Source organism: Polymorphobacter multimanifer (assembly GCF_014205635.1).
GTDB lineage: Bacteria > Pseudomonadota > Alphaproteobacteria > Sphingomonadales > Sphingomonadaceae > Sandarakinorhabdus > Sandarakinorhabdus multimanifer.
This window is the reverse complement of the sequence record NZ_JACIIV010000015.1, coordinates 1-17,872: the sequence shown is the minus strand read 5'-3', so window position 1 is coordinate 17,872 and position 17,872 is coordinate 1. Positions and strand designations below refer to the sequence as shown.

Genomic DNA, 17,872 nt, shown 5'->3' with positions numbered 1-17,872 from the left:
CATTCAAAAGCCTGAGGTATAAAACTCATTTCATGGATTCCGGTAATAAATACACAATAAAACTATGCAGTAATGACAAGCATTTGAACCGTATCGGTCAAGCTGTAGCAGCTGTAGTGAGCATATCCGATAAAGATCGCGGTTAATATTTGGTCTTAATGGTCAATTTATATAAAGATGCGATGTCCGTCGGACTTTCAGTGTCGGATCGACAAGGAACTGCCGCTCAGATCGGCTCATGCCGCAGCCCGGTTTGGGACCGGCCGCGCCTTCGAAGTTTGTCACGGATCGCGCGGGAGCCCCTGCCCAGCCAAGCCGAGCCATCACGCGAAAAAATGCGGTGAGCGGAAGCGACCCGATCGCGATCTCGACGTTGGAATTCAAAATGTTGGAGGACAACTTGTGGCCGATACCGTGTCCCATAGCGCCGAAATGCACGAAGCCCTGCCGGCAGCAGTGAGTGCACAAGGGATGGTCGATCATGCCAAGCTTGCGATGATCGCCGTCGACCGCACGTTCATGCCAATGGTGGTGACCGATCCCAACCAGCACGACAACCCGATCGTTCTTGCAAACCGCGCCTTTCTCGACATGTCGGGCTATGCCGCCGAGGAGGTCATCGGGCGGAATTGCCGCTTCATGCAAGGCTCCGACACAATGCCCGCCGACGTCGACGTCGTGCGGAGCGCAATAGATCGGCGGGTCGGGGTAACCCATGAGGTTCTCAACTACCGCAAGGATGGCTCGCCGTTCTGGAACCAGATCCATGTAAGCCCGATCTTCGATGACAACGGCAAGCTGATCTACTTTTTCGGCTCGCACATCGATATGACTGCGGCCAGGCGTGTGCGCGACCTGGAGCGTACCGAGCACGCCATGCTGGGCGAGATCGATCACCGCGCCATGAACGTGCTGGCGTTGGTGCAGGGCATTGTCCGGATGACCCGAGCGGACAATGTCGAACGATACATGCATACCGTCCAAGGACGCATTGCCGCGCTCGCCAACGCGCACAGGTTGCTAGCGAGGGGCAAATGGCAGGCGGTGCCGATCGATCAGGTGGTCAGGTGTGAACTGCCTGCCGGCATCGACCGCGTCGACCTGTCCGGCCCCGCCGTCGTTCTCGACGCCTCCCAGGTCCAGCCCTTGGCGCTTGTTTTCCATGAGATCATCGCCAACGCCGTGGAACATGGCGCGTTATCGACACCTTCCGGCCTGTTGAGTGTCCACTGGCATGCCGAACGCGAGACTCTTGTGATCGAGTTTGCAGAGCGAGGCGGGCCCGCCCCGAAGCCAGGACTGTCGCGGGGATATGGCCTGCTTATCGCCGATGCAGTCGTGACGAAGCAGCTTCGCGGCATGCTGGAGCGCGACTGGAAGCCAGCCGGGTTGCACTCGCAACTGACCATCCCGTGCGTATCCCCGCAGGCGCCCAGCCGCGCTCGAACAGCAGCCGATCCATGACATCAACGTCAGAGGAACTCGGAAATCTCTGTTATGACACTGCAAAACCGGCCATTCAGCAATTGTGCTACTCGACAGTGACCGATTTCGCGAGGTTGCGTGGCTGGTCGACGTCGGTGCCCTTGGCGAGAGCCACGTGATAGGCGAGCAACTGCACCGGCACGGCCATGACAAGCGGCTGGATGAAGGATGGTACCTGCGGCACTTCGATCGCCGCCATGGTGCCCGCAGCCTGTGCAGCCAGTCCGGCTGCGTCCGAGATCAACACCACCTGGCCGCCGCGAGCCATCACTTCGGCCATGTTGGAGATGGTCTTTTCGAAGCGCGGGCCCGAGGGGGCGATGACGATGACGGGCATATGCTCGTCCACAAGGGCGATCGGGCCGTGCTTGAGTTCGCCTGCGGCATAGCCCTCGGCATGGATATAGCTGATTTCCTTCAGCTTGAGGGCGCCTTCCAGCGCCATCGGAAAATCGGGGCCGCGGCCGATGTAGAGAATGTCCTGTGCACGGCTGAGCGGCTGTGCGAGCGCCTGGATCGGGGCTTCGAGTGCCAGTGCGGCGTTCATGGCCGCCGGGGCTTCGGTAAGCATCCGCACATGGGCGGCCTCGGCTTCGGCATCGATGGTGCCGCGCAGCCGCGCCAGGGCGACGGCGAAGGCGGCGAGCACGGCCAACTGGCAGGTGAAGGCCTTGGTGCTGGCGACGCCGATCTCGGGGCCGGCATGGGTGGGGAGCAGCAGATCGGCCTCGCGCGCCATGGTGCTGCTGGGCACGTTGACGACCGCCGCGACCTTCTGGCCAGCAGCGCGGGCATGGCGGAGGGCTGCTAGCGTGTCGGCCGTCTCGCCCGATTGCGAGATGACGAGCAGCAGCGCATCGGGGCCGCAGACGGGCTCGCGGTAGCGGAACTCGGAGGCGTTCTCGATGGCGACGGGGATGCGCGCCAGCGATTCGAGCCAGTAGCTGGCGACATGACCCGCCAGCAATGCTGTTCCGCAGGCGACGATCTGGATGCGGGTGATGGCGGCGAGATCGAAGTCGCACGGGGGCAGGCCGACCGTCTCGGCAAGCGGATCGAGATAGGCGCCAAGCGTTTGCGCCACGACGATCGGCTGCTCATGGATTTCCTTTTCCATGAAGTGCCGGTGGTTGCCCTTTTCGATGAGCGCTGCCGAGGCGCTGGAAATGGTGATCGGCCGGTCGACAAGCGCGCCGCCGCGGTCGTGGATTTCGCACGATGTCGCGGTCAGGCGCACACGGTCGCCTTCTTCCAGATAGGTGATGCGGTTGGTGAAGGGGGCGAGGCCGAGCGCGTCCGAGCCGAGAAACATCTCGGGCAGCGCCGGATCGGTGCCATGGCCGAGCACGAGCGGGCTGCCCTGGCGGGCACCGTAAAGGGTGCCGGGCTCGGACTTGAACAGTACCGCGAAGCTGAAGGCCCCGTGCAGGCGCGGCAGGGTTTCGGCAAAGGCCTCGGCCGCCGTGAGGCCGCGCAGGACCGCAAGTGTGAGCAGTTGGGCCACCACTTCGGTGTCGGTCTGCGATGTGAGCGTGCGGCCGGCGGCGAGGACTTCGGCGCGCAGCGTCTTGTAATTCTCGATGATGCCATTGTGCACCAGCGCCACCGCTTCGGTGGCATGCGGGTGGGCATTGTCGGTGGTGGGGCCGCCGTGTGTGGCCCAGCGCGTGTGGGCGATGCCGGTGTGGCCCGCGAGCGGGTCTGCCGCCAGCGCACGCGCCAGATTGTCGAGCCGGCCTTCGGCACGGCGGCGCAGCAGCGCGCCCTCGTGGAGGGTGGCGATGCCGGCGCTGTCGTAGCCGCGATATTCGAGCCGCCGCAGCCCATCGAGCAGGCGAGGGGCAACCGCTGCGCTGGCGGATGTGCTGACGATTCCGATGATGCCGCACATGGGGTTCAGTCTGCCTTTCGCATGGTTTTTGCGGCGCGGAAGCGCGCGGCCCAGCCGGGCTTTTCCTGCTGTGCCGGGCGCACCATCGCCAGCGCATCGGGCGACACATCGGTGGTGATGGTGCTGCCTGCGCCGACGATGGCACCGGCGCCGATGTTGACGGGTGCCACCAGCGCGCTGTTCGAGCCTATGAAGGCGCCAGCGCCGATGACGGTCTGGTATTTGCCGAAGCCATCATAGTTGCAGGTGATGGTGCCCGCGCCGATGTTGGCGCCGGCGCCCACCTGCGCATCGCCGATGTAGCTCAGGTGATTGGCCTTGGCGTGCGCGCCGAGCACCGACTTCTTCATCTCGACGAAATTGCCGACCTTGGCGCCGGCCGCGAGCACGGTGCCGGGGCGCAACCTGGCGAAGGGGCCGACCTCGCAATCGGGGCCGATGGTGGCGCCCTCGAGGTGGCTGTGCGACCGGATGCGGCTGCCCGTGGCAACGCGCACGCCGGGACCGAAGACGACAAAGGGCTCGATGGTCACATCGGCTTCGATCGCGGTATCATAGGCGAAGAAAACCGTGTCGGGTGCCGTCAGCGACACGCCCGCGGCCATCATCGCGGTGCGCGAGCGCGCCTGGAACACCGCTTCGATGGCGGCGAGTTCTCCGCGGCTGTTGGCGCCGAGCACATCGTCGGAGTCGGTTTCGATCACGGTTGCGCGCCGCCCATCGGCGAGGGCCAGCATGACGATATCGGGCAGATAATATTCGCCGGCGGCATTGGCATTGTCGAGCCGCGCCAGCAGCGGCCAGAGATCGGCAGCGCGCACCGCCATCAGCCCGGTGTTGCAGAGGGTCGTGGCGCGCTCCGCTTCGGTCGCATCCTTCCATTCGACCATCTTCGCCACCTGGTTGCCCTCGGCGATGATGCGGCCATAGCGCGCCGGATCAGCGGGCCGGAAGCCGAGCACCGCCACGGCGACATTATCGGCCAATGCATCGGCGAGCGCTGCCAGCGTCGCGCTCGGTACCAGCGGGCAATCGCCGAACAGGATGAGCACCGTGCCCGAAAAGCCGGTGAGTGCGGCTTCGGCCCGGGCCGTGGCATGGCCGGTGCCAAGCTGCTCGGCCTGAACGGCCAGCACCACATCGCGCCCGGCGAGGGCGGCTTCCACCTGCTCGCGCCCGGCCCCCACCACGGCAACGACCGCCTGCGGCAACAAAGGCGCCAGACTGTCCACAAGATGCAACACCATGGGTTTATGGGCGATCGGATGCAGAACCTTGTGCAAAGCCGACTTCATGCGGGTGCCCTGGCCCGCGGCCAGGATGATGGCCGCCAAGGGGGTTCTGGTGGTCGCTCCGGTCACACTGCCCGCCCTGCCATATCGGCCTTGCGTTGGAAAGGCACGCATGCGCACCTTGGCAGCGTGACGGCTCCACTTTCCATCATTTTCGACCTCGACGGCACCCTGGTGGACACCGGCCCCGACATTTGTGCTGCCCTCAACCACGCGCTGGCCACACTCGGAAGGCCGCCGGTGCCGCCTGACGATGTGCGCCACATGGTGGGGCATGGGTCGCGTGCGCTGTTGGCACGCGGGCTTGCGGAAAGCGGGGAGAGCACGCCAGCGCTTGTCGAGGCCGGGGTGCCCGCCTTCTTCGATTATTATGGCGCGCATATCGCCGATGGCTCGCGGCCGTTTCCCGGCGTGGAAGCGGCACTCGACCGGCTTATGGCGGCAGGGCACCGGCTGGCGATCTGCACTAACAAGCCGGCTGCCCTTGCCCATGCGCTCGTGGCAGCGCTGGGCTGGGGCGAGCGCTTTGCGGCGGTGCTGGGCTTCGACTCGGTGCCGGCCCCCAAGCCGGACCCCGGGCATGTGTGGGCGACGATAGATGCCGCGGGGGGCGTGCGCGGCCGTGCGGTGTTCATCGGCGATTCGATCGCCGATGTGTCGGCCGCACGTGCGGCGGGGTTGCCGGTGATCGTCGTGGGGTTCGGCTTTTCGGATCGGCCGGTGGCCGAGCTCGGAGCCGATGCGGTGATCGACCATTATGATGAACTCGATGCCGCCCTGCTGCGTTGGCAACCGGTATGAGCTCCACTCTCGTCCTTGCCTTTCTCGCGTTGATGCTGGCAGCGCTGGGGATGGGCTGGGTGATCGGCCGGCGCAGCCCCTTGCCGGCTGTGGGTGAGCCCATCCTGCAGCCGCCGCCGCTGCCGTCGCCATCGGTTGCGCAGCCGGCCGACCGGATCAGCATCGAGGCGCTCTCCGATGCGGCACTCATTGCGGAAGGTGCGACCGCCGTCGCGGCCAATGCCGCAGCTCGGGCGCTGTTCGGTGCGAGGGTGGAAGGCGGTGACTTGCGGCTTGTGGTGCGGCACCCGGCGGTGCTCGACGCGATTGCCGAGGCGGCGGCGAGCGGCACCAGCAGCAATCGCGAGTTCGGCGGCATTGGTGCCGGCAACAGCGCCTGGCGGCTGCGCGCGGTCGATGCCGGGCAGGGCAGGGTGCTGGTGGTGTTCGACGATATCACCCAGACGCGGCTGACCGAGCGGATGCGCGTCGATTTCGTCGCCAACGCCAGCCATGAGCTGCGGACACCGCTGGCCACGCTCTCCGGGTTCATCGAAACGCTGGCCGGGCCGGCGGCCGAGGACGAGCCAGCGCGGCGGCGGTTCCTGGCGATCATGGCGAACGAGGCCAGTCGGATGAGCCGGTTGATCGACGATCTGCTGTCGCTTTCCCGGATCGAGCTCGACAAGCATGTGCGCCCGTCGATGTCACTCGACATGGGCAGCGTTTTTGCCGACGTCGGCAAGACACTGGCGATGCGGCTGGAGCAGGACCAGCGGCAGTTGCTGCTGCAGGTGCCGCCAGCGTTGCCGCCGGTGATCGGAGACCGTGACCAGATCCTGCAGGTGCTCCACAATCTGGTTTCGAATGCACTCAAATATGGCCAATCGGGGACACCGGTAACGGTGGGGGTGACGGTCGAGGAGGCCGGGCCGGCTTCCCCTGCGCAGCTGCGGGTGCTGGTGAGCGATATCGGCGAGGGAATTGCGCCCGAGCATCTGCCGCGGCTGACGGAACGCTTCTACCGCGTCGATTCGCAGCGTTCGCGCAAGATGGGGGGGACCGGGCTGGGACTGGCGATCGTCAAGCACATCGTCGAGCGGCACCGCGGTCGGCTCGAGATCGAAAGCCAGCTGGGCGAGGGGAGCAGGGTCAGCTTCACGCTGCCGCTCGCACAGCCGCCTCGACCGGCGCCTGTCCCGGTCGAAGCGGCGGGAGCCGACTGAAGCGCTGTCATCAAACTGCAATTGAACTGTCATATGCGCCGCATCGAGTGTCGCTAAGGCAATCATCGTGCAGCAACCATGCTGCCGCGCTCAGGCGCAGATCGGGAGAGTGGAAGTTGCGACGCCGGGCGATCTTGGGAGCAATGCTCGGAATGCTTGCAGTGCTGCTCCCGGCGCCGGTGGCGGCGCGCAGCCAGTTGCGGATCGTCGGTTCGTCGACGCTCTATCCTTTCGTCACGGCAGTGGCCGAGCAGTTCAAGCGCACCAACCCGCAGTTTCCAGGGCCGATCGTCGAATCGACCGGCACCGGCGGCGGCATCAAGCTGTTCTGCTCGGGCGTGGGCGAGCGCTTCCCCGATGTTGCCAATGCATCGCGGCGCATCAAGGCCACCGAGGTCGCCGATTGCCGCAGCAATGGCGTGACCGACATCATCGAAGTGCAGATCGGGCTTGACGGGCTTGCGCTGGCCCAAGGCCGGGCAGGACGTTTTCCGGGCATGACCGAAGCCGACATCTACCGGGCACTTGCCGCCAACCCCTATGGCCGCAAGCAGACCGCCCGGCTGTGGAGCGACGTCAACCCCAGCTTTCCGGCCATCCGCATCGAAGTGCTGGGTCCGCCGCCCACCTCAGGGACGCGCGATGCCTTCAACGAACTCTATATGGAGAAGGGCTGCGACGCGAACCCGGCCATGAAGGTGCTCAAGAAGTCCGATCCCGATCGCCACCAGCAGGTCTGCACGGCACTTCGCGAGGATGGCGCCTATGTCGAGGCCGGCGAGAACGACAATCTGATCGTGCAGAAGCTGGCGGCTAACCCGCGGCTGCTCGGGGTATTCGGCTTTTCCTACCTTGAGGAAAATCTGGACAAGGTGAAGGGCGTGCCGATCTCGGGTGTGCCGGTGACCTATGACAATATCGCCAGCTTCGCCTTTCCGGCGTCGCGGCCGCTCTATGTCTATGTGAAGGGCCAGCACATGCGCGCGGTGCGCGGGATGCGCGAGTTCCTGGTCGAGCTCAGCCGCGAATCGACCTGGGGTCCGAAGGGCTATCTGTCGCGCCGCGGGCTGGTGGCATCGCCGGTGCCGGCGCGATCGGCCAATGCCGCGGCAGCGCGGACGCCGGTGTTCCTCGATCCGTCCGACGTTCTATAGCGTATGTCGTTGACCATCCTCTTCCTCGCTGCCTTCGGGCTGGCGCTGGTCGGCTTCCAGATCGGCCGTGCGCGCGGCCGCACGCTGGTGGCGACGAGCGGCATTGCGGCGGGAACTGCGGCGCGCGCCCGCATTGGTGCCGTGCATTCGCGGCCGAATTATCATGGCAGCTTTGTAGCATTGCTTGCCCTGGCCCCGGCGCTCGTGGTGCTGCTCGGCTGGAGCTTCATCAGCGAAGGCGTGCTGACTGACAGCGTGCTGGCATCAGTGCCGGCCGCGGAACGTCCGGAAACTTCGCTCGATCGCACCAGCTTCATGAACGAGGTCAGGGGCCTCGCAGCGGGCGAGATCGACGAGCCGTTCGACCTGGCCACAATACCTGCCTCCAGGGTCTATGCCGCGACGCAGACGAACTACAACATGCTTGCCGGCGCGGTTGCAGCGACGCTTGCGGCGCTGGGCGGGTTCTGGGCCTATTCGCGGCTCACGCCGCAGTTCCGGGCGCGCAACCGGGTGGAAGTGGCGGTGCGATGGGGGCTGATGCTGGCATCGCTGGTGGCCATCCTGACCACGCTCGGCATCGTGCTCAGCCTGATCTTCGAGAGCCTGCGCTTCTTCCAGATGGTGTCCCCGATCGAATTCCTGTTCGGCACGCGCTGGTCTCCGCAGACCGCGATTCGTGCCGACCAGGTGGGGTCGTCGGGCGCGTTCGGCGCGGTGCCGCTCTTCTGGGGGACGATCTTCATCGGCGCCATCATCGCCATGCTGGTGGCGATCCCGCTCGGGCTGATGTCCGCCATCTACCTCACCCAATATGCCAAGCCATCGGTGCGCAAGGTGCTGAAGCCGATTCTCGAACTGCTCGCAGGGGTGCCGACGGTGGTTTACGGCTTTTTCGCAGCGCTCACCGTGGCGCCGAGGGTGCGCGACTTTGCGGTGTGGCTCGGCATGAGCGACGCCAGCTCCGAATCGGCGCTTGCCGCCGGGGTGGTGATGGGGGTGATGATCATCCCGTTCGTCAGCTCGATGGCCGATGATGCGCTCAATGCGGTGCCGGGCAGCATGCGCGACGGCAGCCTGGCGATGGGCGCGACGCCCTCCGAAACGGTCAAGCGCGTGCTGCTGCCGGCGGCCCTGCCGGGCATCGTGGGCGGCATCCTCCTCGCCGTCAGCCGGGCGATCGGCGAGACGATGATCGTGGTGATGGCGGCCGGGCTTGCCGCCAACCTGACGATCAACCCGTTCGACAGCGTGACGACGGTGACGACGCAGATCGTGGCATTGCTGACCGGCGACCAGGAGTTCGACAGCCCCAAGACGCTCTCCGCCTTTGCGCTGGGGTTGGTGCTGTTCGGCATCACGCTGGTGCTCAACATTTACGCGCTCGCCGTGGTGAAGAAATATCGCGAGGCATATGACTGATGGCCACGCTTGCATCCAGCACCGCCATGCCTGTCGAGCGCGAGCCGACCGACTGGTCGTCGACGCGGATGCAGCGCCGCATCGCGCGCCGCTATGCCGCCGAGCGCAACTTCCGTTTCCTTGGCCTGGCAGCACTCGGCCTGGCCGCCAGCTTCCTGGTGTTTCTGCTGTTCACCATCGTGCGCGATGGCTGGACCGGTTTTCTGAACACCGAAGTGCGGGTGGCGGTGACCTATGAACCCGCCATCCTCGGCCTCGACGCCGGGCGCATTGCCGCCACCGCCGACCCGGCGGCGCGGCGGGCTGCGTTTCGCCAGGCGGATTTCGCCGGGCTGATGCTCGCCGCCTCGGAGCAGCTCGGCGACTTTGATTCGGTGGTGAGCGAAGGTGCATGGCTGGCACTGCGCGACCGGCTGGAGGCGGACCCGGCGCTGCTGGGGCAGACCGAGCAGGTCTGGGTGCCGGTTCGCAGCACGATCGACTTGCTCAACAAGGGCAAGTTCGATCTCGAAGCGCCCGAGATCAGCCGCGGCGTGTCTGACCGGGATATCCGTGCCTGGCAGGCGCTGGAGGCCCAGGGCAAGCTTCGCACCGGCTTCAACGGCATCTTCCTGAGCACCGCCGATTCCACCGTTCCCGAGCTGGCCGGCATCTGGGGAGCCGCACTCGGCAGCCTGCTCACGCTACTGGTCACCATCGCGGTGTCCTTTCCCGTTGGCGTCGGTGCCGCGATCTGGCTCGAGGAGTTTGCGCCCCGGAACCGCTGGACCGACATCATCGAGGTGAGCATCAACAATCTGGCGGCAGTGCCCTCGATCATTTTCGGGCTGCTCGGGCTGGCGGTGTTCCTCAACGTCTTCGGCATGCCGCGCTCGGCGCCACTGGTGGGCGGGCTGACGCTGGCGCTGATGACGCTGCCGGTGATCGTGATCTCGACGCGCGTGGCGATCAAGTCGGTGCCGCCGTCGATCCGCGATGCAGCCCTTGGCATCGGCGCCTCGCCGATCCAGGTGGTGTTCCAGCATGTGGTGCCGCTCGCGCTTCCGGGCATCCTCACCGGCACGATCATCGGCATCGCCCGGGCACTGGGCGAGACCGCACCACTGCTGCTCATCGGCATGCGCGCCTTTGTCGTCGATACTCCGCAAGGCTTCACCCAGCCGGCAACGGTGCTGCCGGTGCAGGTGTTCCTGTGGTCCGACGATGTGGCGCGCGGCTTCATCGAGAAGACCAGTGCCGCAATCATGGTGCTGATGATGATCCTCATCGCCATGAACAGCGTGGCCATCTATCTCCGCAACAAGTTCGAGAGGCGCTGGTGAACACCAACAACGCACCACCACCAGTCGGCAGCAACCAGCCGCCGAAGATGACGGCGCGCGGCGTCAATGTCTTTTATGGCGCCAAGCAGGCGATCAAGAATGTGTCGCTCGATGTGCGCGCCGATGAAGTGACGGCGTTCATCGGGCCATCGGGCTGCGGCAAGTCCACCTTCCTGCGCTGCTTCAACCGGATGAACGACACCGTGGACAGCGCGAGGGTGGAGGGCGAGATCAAGCTCGACGAAACCGACATCTATGCAGCCTCGATGGACGTGGTGCAGCTGCGCGCGCGCGTCGGCATGGTCTTCCAGAAGCCCAACCCGTTTCCGAAATCGATCTACGAGAACATCGCCTATGGCCCGCGAATCCATGGGCTTGCGGCGAACAAGACGGATATGGACGGCATCGTCGAGGGATCGCTGCGCCGCGCCGGGCTGTGGGAAGAGGTGAAGGACCGGCTCGGCGAGAGCGGCACCGCCATGTCGGGCGGGCAGCAGCAGCGGCTGTGCATCGCGCGCGCCATTGCCGTCGATCCCGAAGTGATTTTGATGGATGAACCATGCTCGGCGCTCGACCCGATCGCCACGGCGCGCATCGAGGAGCTGATCGACGATCTGCGCGGCAAATATGCCATCATCATCGTCACGCACAACATGCAGCAGGCCGCGCGCGTGAGCCAGAAGACGGCGTTTTTCCACCTGGGGACGATGGTCGAGTATGGGGATACTTCGACGATCTTCACCAATCCGTCCGAGGGTCGCACCAAGGACTATATCACCGGCCGCTACGGCTGAACCAGGACAAGAACATGGCAGACTCCCACGGCCATACCGTCAAGTCCTTCGATGAGGACATCGGCCAGCTGCGCGCCATCATCAGCCAGATGGGCGGGCTGTGCGAGGTGCAGATTGCCGCCGCGGTCGATGCGCTGGTGTCGCGCAACATCGAGGCGGCCGAGCAGATCGTCCGCGATGATGCGCGGATCGATGCGCTGGAAATGGAAGCCGAGGCGCTGGCGGTGCGGATCATCGCATTGCGCGCGCCGCTGGCGGACGATCTGCGCGAGATCATTGCGGCGCTGAAAATGGCGAATGTGCTCGAGCGGATCGGCGATTATGCGAAGAACATCGCCAAGCGCGCCTATGCCGTGTCGCAGGCGCAGCCGATCGGCCCGGTGGTGATCGTTCCCGAAATGGCACGCGCCGTGGTGGGGATGATCCGCGACGTGCTCGATGCCTATGTCGATCGCGATGCCGCCCTTGCCGCGACGGTGTGCGAGCGCGACCGCTGGGTCGATGATTTCTACAACAGCCTGTTCCGCTCGCTGCTCACCTTCATGATGGAAAATCCTCATTACATCACGCCGAGCACGCACCTGCTGTTCGTCGCCAAGAACCTCGAGCGGATCGGCGATCATGCCACTTCGATCGCCGAGATGGTGCATTATGCCGTCACCGGCGAACGCATGGCCGAGCGGACCAAGGGCGATGACAGCGCGCTGTTCGCCCGCAGCATATACGCCATTCCCAACACCGACGCTCCGCCCCTCAAAGGCTCCCCACCCAAAGGCTACCCCGCCAAAGCCCCCCCTGAGGAGGATGACTGATGCGCCCCAAGATCCTGCTGGTCGAAGACGATGCCCATCTCGTGGAGCTGGTGAGCTACAATCTCGAGAAGGAGAATTTCGATGTGATTCGCACCGGCGACGGCGAGGAAGCCCTGGTGCTGGCGCAGGAGGAGAAGCCTGATCTGGTGATTCTCGACTGGATGATCGCCAACCTCTCGGGCATCGAGGTCTGCCGCCGGCTGCGCCGCGCGCCGGCCACCGCCAACCTGCCCATCGTGATGCTGACCGCGCGTGCCGAGGAAGCCGATCGCATCCGCGGGCTAGAGACGGGTGCTGACGATTACGTGACCAAGCCTTTCTCGCCGCGCGAGCTCGTTGCCCGCATCCGGGCGTTGCTGCGGCGGCTGCGGCCTGCACTTTCTGGCGGCAACCTCGATTATGCCGGAATCAACATGGACACATCGGCGCACAAGGTGACGCGCGACGGCCGGGTGGTGCAGCTGGGGCCGACCGAATTCCGGCTGCTGCGCCACTTCCTCGAGCATCCCGGCCGGGTCTTCAGCCGCGAGCAACTGCTCGATGCGGTGTGGGGGCGCGATGTCTATGTCGAGCAGCGCACGGTGGATGTGCATATCCGCCGGCTGCGCAAGGCGATCAACGCCGGGCCTGGCACGCAGGAGCTTCCCGATGTGATCCGCACCGTGCGCTCGGCGGGCTATGCGCTCGACTCGGAGCCGGTGCTTCTGCGGGCCTGAGACGCATCCATTTGAGCTTTGCGGCTCGGCTCGGTTGCGATAGACAGCGCGCCTTGAACATCAGGGGCGTGATTAGCGTATGACGATCAGTTTTGCAGACCGTGTTGCCATCGTCACCGGGGCCGGCGGCGGCCTCGGGCGCGCCTATGCGCTCGAGCTGGCGCGGCGCGGCGCCAAGGTTGTGGTCAATGATCTGGGCGGATCGCGCGATGGCACCGGAAGCTCGCTTTCGGCGGCGCAGGCGGTGGTCGACGAGATCGTTGCGGCCGGCGGCGAGGCGATGGCGAACGGAGCGAGCGTCACCGATGCTGCCGCTGTCGAGAAGATGGTCGCTTTCGTGAAGGAGCGCTGGGGCCGGATCGATATCCTCGTCAACAACGCCGGCATCCTGCGCGACAAGACCTTCGTCAAGATGACGATCGAGGACTTTCGGCAGGTGACCGACGTGCATCTGATGGGGTCGGTCATCTGCACCAAGGCGGTGTGGGAGATCATGCGCGAGCAGGCCTATGGCCGTATCCTGATGACAACCTCCTCGACCGGGCTCTACGGCAATTTCGGCCAGGCCAATTATGGCGCTGCCAAGCTGGCGCTGGTCGGGCTGATGAAGACGCTGGCGCTCGAGGGAGCGAAGTACAACGTTAAGGTCAACACCATCGCCCCGCTTGCGGCGACGCGGATGACCGAGGACCTGATGCCGCCCGAGCTGCTGGCGAAGATGGGGCCGGAGACGGTGGCACCGGCGGCGGTGTATCTGGTGAGCGACGAGGCGCCGACCAATGCCATCATCAACGCCGGCGGCGGCGGCTTCGAGCGTGCCTATGTGACGCTGACGCGCGGCATCCATGTCGCGGCCGAAGACATGTCGGCCGAGACGATCGCGGCGCGCTTCGACGAAATCAGCGATCGCACCGGCGAAATCGTTCCCGACACCGGCGCTGCGCAAGGCGCGGTTGCCCTGGGCGGGCAGCGCTAGCTCAGTCGGGCTGCGACCCGCCGGCATGGCGCGGCAGCTTGTCGGCGATGTCGAACCAGCACAGCCGGTCGGCCTCGTAGACGTGGAGCGTCGGCCGCACCGCGTGAGCCTCCGGATCGTCAAAGCCGGTGGCGTTGAGGGTGATGAAGCTGCCGTCGTCGGGCGCGAACCAGAGCTGCCCGCCGCAATCGTCGCAAAAGGCGCGGGTTCCGGTGGCCGAGGAGCGGTAGCGGCGGGGATCGCCCTCCACGCGCAGCGCCTGCGGATCGACGGCGACCCAGGCGTTGACCGGACCGCCGGAGAGGCGGCGGCAGATCGAGCAATGGCAATAGCCGGTGCCGAGCAGTGCGGACAGTGGCACGGCGAAGCGGATGCGGCCGCAGTGGCAACCGCCGGCAAGCCCCTCGGCGCTCATCCCTCGACGATCTTCACCAGGCGGCGCTCGAGTGGGGCCAGGACGCCGGCGAGATCGTGGCCGCGCTTGAGCACAACGCCGCCCTCGCCATAGAGGATCCATTCGCCCTGCTTCAACCGCAGTGCCGGGTCCTTGACGATGCGCGCCTCGGGGTTTTCGGCGGTGCGGCGGAAGCCGCTGAAGCTGGCGGTGCGCGGGCCGAAGGTGAGGGCATAATCCCGCCACAGGCCGGCGGCGACCATGCGGCCGTAGAGGGAGAGGATGCGGTCGAGTTCGGGGCGGGTGAAGGCGACCTGCGGCTCGGCGCCGGTGCTCCGGGGGGTGCGCAGCGGGGTCACATTCTCCAAGAGTCAGCCGACCTTCTTGTTTTCTTGGGGTTGCTGTTCGCTGGTAATGGCATCGAGCCGGGCGCGCAGCGTCTCGATCTCGCAGCGCAGCAGTTCGAGCTTCTGCGTTTCGGGATCGAACTTCTGCGCGCACGGCGTGCCATAGGGCATGAAGTCCTTGGCCTTGACTTCGGCCTCCACCGGCACGGCGCGCGCCGGGATGCCGACCATGGTGGCACCCGCCGGCACATCGCGGGTGACGACGGCATTGGCGCCGACGCGGGCGCGGGCACCGACAGTGATCGGCCCCAGCACCTGTGCGCCCGAGCCGATGATGACGCCGTTTTCCAGCGTCGGGTGGCGCTTGCCGGGGACGCCGTTCGCCGGATCGGTGCCGCCCAGCGTGACGCACTGGTAGATGGTCACGTCATCGCCGATCACCGCCGTCTCGCCGATGACGACAAAGCCGTGATCGATGAAGAAATTGCGGCCGATCTGCGCGCCGGGATGGATGTCGATCGCCGTCAACAGCCGGCTGATGTGGTTGACGATGCGCGCCAGCAGGAACAGCCGTGCCGTGAACAGGGCGTGCGCGACACGGTGGAAGCCGAGCGCCCAGACACCTGGATAGGTGAGGATCTCCCAGCGCGAGCGCGGGGCGGGATCACGCGACTTGATCGAATCGAGAAAGGCGAAAGCCATGGCAATACTCCGCCCAGACGAGTCGGCTGACAAGCTCGGCTTTTGTGCCAGATAATCCTAATTGCAGCCCGGCGCCAGTTCTTGTCGTGCGGGGGAGCGCCGGGCTGCGAAGGGCATCACATGGCCTGGAGCGTGCGCGCCACGGCATGGACGACCGAGGCGATGCGCACCGAGGTCTGGATCTTGTCGGCGGCCATGCCGTGCTGGGCAAGCACCTTGTCATGGCTGTCGATGCACATGCCGCAGCCGTTGATCGCCGAGACGGCGAGGCTGAACAGCTCGAAATCGGCCTTGTCGATGCCGGGGGCACCGATGACGTTCATGCGCAACCGGGCCGGCATGGTGCGATATTCGGGGCGCGAGGCGAGGTGGGTGAAGCGATAGTAGATGTTGTTCATCGCCATGATGCTGGCGGCGGCCTTGGCGGCGTTCATCGCTTCGGGCGTCAGCTTGTCGGCGGCTTCGGCTTCCACCGCGTCGATGAGCGGCTTGTACGCAGTGGCGTGCGCGCAGGCGACGAAGGTGCCCCACTTCTGCTGGTCGGTGAGCAGCTGCTCGGAAATCAGGCTGGAGACGTTGAGCCGCTGGTCCTTGGCATAATCGGGCAGCGTCTTGGCGAGTTCGGAGAAGAGCATGGGGTGTCCTTTCAGGGAAAACGGGCATGAAGAAGGGCGCAGGCGAGGCCCGCGCCCTCCTGTCATGCGGCGATATCGAGTTTACGCGGCGGGCTTGAGAACCTCTTGCCCTTCGCTCCAGTTGCACGGGCACAGCTCGTCGGTCTGCAGCGCATCGAGGATGCGCAGCGTTTCGGCGGGGTTGCGGCCGACGTTGAGGCCGTTGATCGTGACATGCTGGATGACATTGTCCGGATCGATGATGAAGGTCGCGCGCAGCGCCACGCCAGCGTCCTTGACGATGATGCCGAGTGCATCGGCGAGGTGCTTGGAGTTGTCGGCCAGCCAGGGGAAATCGGCTGCGGCCAGACGCTCGTCCGACTTGCGCCAGGCAAAGTGGACGAAATCGGTGTCGGTCGAGGCGCCGATCAGCACGGCGTCGCGGTCCTCGAAGTCACTCTTGAGGTCGCCATAGCCGATGATTTCGGTCGGGCAGACGAAGGTGAAATCCTTCGGCCAGTAGAACAGCACCTTCCACTTGTTCGGGTATGCGGTGGTGATGTCGAGCGTTTCGCCATCGGGAAGGGCGCCGATGCCCTGCTGGACGGGAAGTTCGAACGAGGGGACGGTATCGCCAACGGTAAGGGCCATGAGATGCTCCTGTGATTCGGGTTGCGTGAAATCGCCATTGCTCACTGGCGAAACCCGCTCTACAAATCCAATCGATAATTTGACTGTTACATATCGAGTTAATCGATGACATTCCTGCCGACGCTGAAGCAACTCCAGTATCTTGCCGCGTTGCACATCCATGGTCATTTCGGACGTGCTGCCGAGGCGTGCTTCGTGACGCAGAGCACATTGTCCGCCGGACTGCGCGAGCTCGAAACACTGCTCGGCGTGCAGCTTGTCGAGCGCAATCGCCGCGTGGTGCGCTTCACGCCGCTCGGCGAGCGGGTGGTGGCCAAGGCCTATGATGTGTTGCGCGAAGCCGATGCGCTGGCCGGGCTCACCCGCGCTTCGGCCCGCCCGCTCACCGGCGAACTGCGGCTCGGCGTCATCCCCACCATCGCCCCCTATCTGCTGCCGCGCGTGCTGCCCGCACTCCGCCAGGCCTATCCCGAGCTCAAGCTCTACCTGCGCGAGGCGATGAGCCATGCGGCGTGCGAGGCGCTGGCGCGTGGCCAGCTCGATGCGGTGCTGCTGGCGCTGCCCTGGGACTGCGGGGCGGTGGAGACGATGGCGCTGTTCGATGATGCCTTTTTCCTCGTTTTCCATCCGCGCGACCGGCGCGATCCGCCGCCGTTCGTGTCGCCGGATTCGATCCACGATACCGACCTGCTGCTGCTGGAAGACGGGCATTGCCTCAAGGACCAGGCACTTGCCGCCTGCGGCCGCCCGGAATTGCGTGCCGACCCGGGCCACCGCGGCACATCGCTGGTGACACTTGTGCAGATGGTGGCTGGCCGACTGGGGCAGACGCTGGTGCCGAAGATGGCGCTCGATGGCGGCATTCTCGAAGACACGGGGCTGATCGCGCGCCCGCTGGAAGGGGATGCCGCGCGCACCATTGCGCTGGCCTGGCGCAGCGGCAGCCCACGCGCCGAGGAATTCCGGCTGCTGGGCGCTGGCTTGCGCGAGCCCGGCACGGCAAGAGGCAATGCACTTCCAGAACAGTGAAGCGTTAGCCCTAATAGCCGTAACTAATTGCAAAATAATGGTTTCTCATCTTGTGTCGCGGTTTCGGTTGTCGTAACCGATGACGCGATATCAATGAGGAAAAGATGCAATGAAGACTTCCGGATTGTTGTTGGCGTTGGCGATTTCGATTGGCGCCTCGGCGGCGGCGCTGTAATTACCCACCCCCTTGCCAAGGGGTCGCGTCTATGATTCACACTATCCATGAATCGCGAGGAACTTGAGCAGCTTACGAAGCCTGAGTTGA

The 17,872-nt window shown here is 65.3% G+C and carries 18 protein-coding genes; 11 read left to right on the top strand and 7 right to left on the bottom strand.

The window, feature by feature from the left end; translation table 11 throughout:
• Positions 1–402 precede the first annotated feature (402 nt).
• Entirely contained in the window at positions 403–1,464 is a 1,062-nt protein-coding gene (gene lov / locus FHS79_RS11120; protein WP_184199718.1) for a blue-light-activated histidine kinase, read from the top strand.
• Between the two features lie 67 nt (positions 1,465–1,531).
• Here the strand turns inward: lov and glmS are convergent, their stop codons facing one another.
• Both glmS and glmU read right to left on the bottom strand, forming a co-directional pair.
• The gene (glmS, locus tag FHS79_RS11115; RefSeq protein WP_184199716.1) at positions 1,532–3,376 is read right to left on the bottom strand and encodes a glutamine--fructose-6-phosphate transaminase (isomerizing); all 1,845 of its coding nucleotides are present in this window, start codon (positions 3,374–3,376) and stop codon (positions 1,532–1,534) included.
• A 5-nt stretch (positions 3,377–3,381) separates the two neighbouring features.
• Positions 3,382–4,782: a bifunctional UDP-N-acetylglucosamine diphosphorylase/glucosamine-1-phosphate N-acetyltransferase GlmU gene (gene glmU, locus FHS79_RS11110; RefSeq protein WP_184199714.1), complete on the bottom strand. Its 1,401-nt coding sequence runs from the start codon at positions 4,780–4,782 to the stop codon at positions 3,382–3,384.
• 15 nt (positions 4,783–4,797) lie between these two features.
• On the opposite strand from glmU, the gene gph reads away from it, so the two are divergent.
• From gph to FHS79_RS11065, 9 genes are all read left to right on the top strand, one after another.
• Positions 4,798–5,469, top strand: coding sequence for a phosphoglycolate phosphatase (gene gph / locus FHS79_RS11105; protein WP_184199713.1), 672 nt, complete (start codon positions 4,798–4,800; stop codon positions 5,467–5,469).
• On the top strand, positions 5,466–6,674 hold the full coding sequence (locus tag FHS79_RS11100; protein WP_184199712.1) for a sensor histidine kinase: 1,209 nt from the start codon (positions 5,466–5,468) through the stop codon (positions 6,672–6,674). Before gph ends, FHS79_RS11100 begins: the two co-directional genes overlap by 4 nt.
• Positions 6,675–6,826: 152 nt before the next feature.
• Positions 6,827–7,828: a substrate-binding domain-containing protein gene (locus tag FHS79_RS11095; RefSeq protein ID WP_243452827.1), complete on the top strand. Its 1,002-nt coding sequence runs from the start codon at positions 6,827–6,829 to the stop codon at positions 7,826–7,828.
• Positions 7,829–7,831: 3 nt separating this feature from the next.
• Complete coding sequence (gene pstC, locus FHS79_RS11090) at positions 7,832–9,250, top strand: phosphate ABC transporter permease subunit PstC (protein ID WP_184199710.1); 1,419 nt, start codon at positions 7,832–7,834, stop codon at positions 9,248–9,250.
• 26 nt (positions 9,251–9,276) lie between these two features.
• On the top strand, positions 9,277–10,572 hold the full coding sequence (gene pstA / locus FHS79_RS11085; RefSeq protein ID WP_184199915.1) for a phosphate ABC transporter permease PstA: 1,296 nt from the start codon (positions 9,277–9,279) through the stop codon (positions 10,570–10,572).
• A gap of 47 nt (positions 10,573–10,619) precedes the next feature.
• Positions 10,620–11,366 (top strand): phosphate ABC transporter ATP-binding protein PstB, encoded by a 747-nt coding sequence (pstB, locus tag FHS79_RS11080; RefSeq protein ID WP_184199913.1) that lies wholly within the window; start codon positions 10,620–10,622, stop codon positions 11,364–11,366.
• A 14-nt stretch (positions 11,367–11,380) separates the two neighbouring features.
• Positions 11,381–12,178: a phosphate signaling complex protein PhoU gene (phoU, locus tag FHS79_RS11075; protein WP_184199709.1), complete on the top strand. Its 798-nt coding sequence runs from the start codon at positions 11,381–11,383 to the stop codon at positions 12,176–12,178.
• Positions 12,178–12,894 carry a phosphate regulon transcriptional regulator PhoB gene (gene phoB, locus FHS79_RS11070; RefSeq protein WP_373289717.1) on the top strand — a complete coding sequence of 239 codons (717 nt, stop codon included), beginning with the start codon at positions 12,178–12,180 and terminating at the stop codon, positions 12,892–12,894. The genes phoU and phoB overlap by 1 nt, the downstream gene beginning before the upstream one ends.
• Before the next feature lie 79 nt (positions 12,895–12,973).
• Entirely contained in the window at positions 12,974–13,870 is an 897-nt protein-coding gene (locus tag FHS79_RS11065) for an SDR family oxidoreductase (protein WP_184199708.1), read from the top strand.
• 1 nt (position 13,871) lies between these two features.
• Here FHS79_RS11065 and FHS79_RS11060 read toward each other — a convergent pair whose 3' ends face one another.
• The 5 genes from FHS79_RS11060 to FHS79_RS11040 all read right to left on the bottom strand — a co-directional run bounded on the left by FHS79_RS11060 (position 13,872) and on the right by FHS79_RS11040 (position 16,578).
• Entirely contained in the window at positions 13,872–14,285 is a 414-nt protein-coding gene (locus FHS79_RS11060) for a GFA family protein (RefSeq protein WP_184199699.1), read from the bottom strand.
• The gene (locus tag FHS79_RS11055; RefSeq protein ID WP_243452826.1) at positions 14,282–14,632 is read right to left on the bottom strand and encodes a DUF2794 domain-containing protein; all 351 of its coding nucleotides are present in this window, start codon (positions 14,630–14,632) and stop codon (positions 14,282–14,284) included. Before FHS79_RS11055 ends, FHS79_RS11060 begins: the two co-directional genes overlap by 4 nt.
• A gap of 3 nt (positions 14,633–14,635) precedes the next feature.
• Positions 14,636–15,313, bottom strand: coding sequence for a serine O-acetyltransferase EpsC (gene epsC / locus FHS79_RS11050; RefSeq protein WP_184199696.1), 678 nt, complete (start codon positions 15,311–15,313; stop codon positions 14,636–14,638).
• A gap of 116 nt (positions 15,314–15,429) precedes the next feature.
• Entirely contained in the window at positions 15,430–15,948 is a 519-nt protein-coding gene (gene ahpD, locus FHS79_RS11045; protein WP_184199693.1) for an alkylhydroperoxidase, AhpD family, read from the bottom strand.
• A gap of 81 nt (positions 15,949–16,029) precedes the next feature.
• The gene (locus tag FHS79_RS11040; protein ID WP_184199690.1) at positions 16,030–16,578 is read right to left on the bottom strand and encodes a peroxiredoxin; all 549 of its coding nucleotides are present in this window, start codon (positions 16,576–16,578) and stop codon (positions 16,030–16,032) included.
• Positions 16,579–16,683: 105 nt separating this feature from the next.
• On the opposite strand from FHS79_RS11040, the gene FHS79_RS11035 reads away from it, so the two are divergent.
• Positions 16,684–17,607: a hydrogen peroxide-inducible genes activator gene (locus FHS79_RS11035; protein ID WP_184199687.1), complete on the top strand. Its 924-nt coding sequence runs from the start codon at positions 16,684–16,686 to the stop codon at positions 17,605–17,607.
• The last annotated feature ends 265 nt before the right edge of the window (positions 17,608–17,872 follow it).

Excerpts from the sequence above, each read along its gene's own strand:
- glmS (WP_184199716.1), bottom strand. The coding sequence starts at position 3,376 with ATGTGCGGCATCATCGGAATCGTCAGCACATCCGCCAGCGCAGCGGTT.
- glmU (WP_184199714.1), bottom strand. The coding sequence starts at position 4,782 with ATGCGTGCCTTTCCAACGCAAGGCCGATATGGCAGGGCGGGCAGTGTG.
- FHS79_RS11100 (WP_184199712.1), top strand. The coding sequence starts at position 5,466 with ATGAGCTCCACTCTCGTCCTTGCCTTTCTCGCGTTGATGCTGGCAGCG.
- FHS79_RS11095 (WP_243452827.1), top strand. The coding sequence starts at position 6,827 with ATGCTTGCAGTGCTGCTCCCGGCGCCGGTGGCGGCGCGCAGCCAGTTG.
- pstC (WP_184199710.1), top strand. The coding sequence starts at position 7,832 with ATGTCGTTGACCATCCTCTTCCTCGCTGCCTTCGGGCTGGCGCTGGTC.
- pstA (WP_184199915.1), top strand. The coding sequence starts at position 9,277 with ATGCCTGTCGAGCGCGAGCCGACCGACTGGTCGTCGACGCGGATGCAG.
- pstB (WP_184199913.1), top strand. The coding sequence starts at position 10,620 with ATGACGGCGCGCGGCGTCAATGTCTTTTATGGCGCCAAGCAGGCGATC.
- phoU (WP_184199709.1), top strand. The coding sequence starts at position 11,381 with ATGGCAGACTCCCACGGCCATACCGTCAAGTCCTTCGATGAGGACATC.
- phoB (WP_373289717.1), top strand. The coding sequence starts at position 12,178 with ATGCGCCCCAAGATCCTGCTGGTCGAAGACGATGCCCATCTCGTGGAG.
- FHS79_RS11065 (WP_184199708.1), top strand. The coding sequence starts at position 12,974 with ATGACGATCAGTTTTGCAGACCGTGTTGCCATCGTCACCGGGGCCGGC.
- FHS79_RS11060 (WP_184199699.1), bottom strand. The coding sequence starts at position 14,285 with ATGAGCGCCGAGGGGCTTGCCGGCGGTTGCCACTGCGGCCGCATCCGC.
- epsC (WP_184199696.1), bottom strand. The coding sequence starts at position 15,313 with ATGGCTTTCGCCTTTCTCGATTCGATCAAGTCGCGTGATCCCGCCCCG.
- ahpD (WP_184199693.1), bottom strand. The coding sequence starts at position 15,948 with ATGCTCTTCTCCGAACTCGCCAAGACGCTGCCCGATTATGCCAAGGAC.
- FHS79_RS11040 (WP_184199690.1), bottom strand. The coding sequence starts at position 16,578 with ATGGCCCTTACCGTTGGCGATACCGTCCCCTCGTTCGAACTTCCCGTC.
- FHS79_RS11035 (WP_184199687.1), top strand. The coding sequence starts at position 16,684 with ATGACATTCCTGCCGACGCTGAAGCAACTCCAGTATCTTGCCGCGTTG.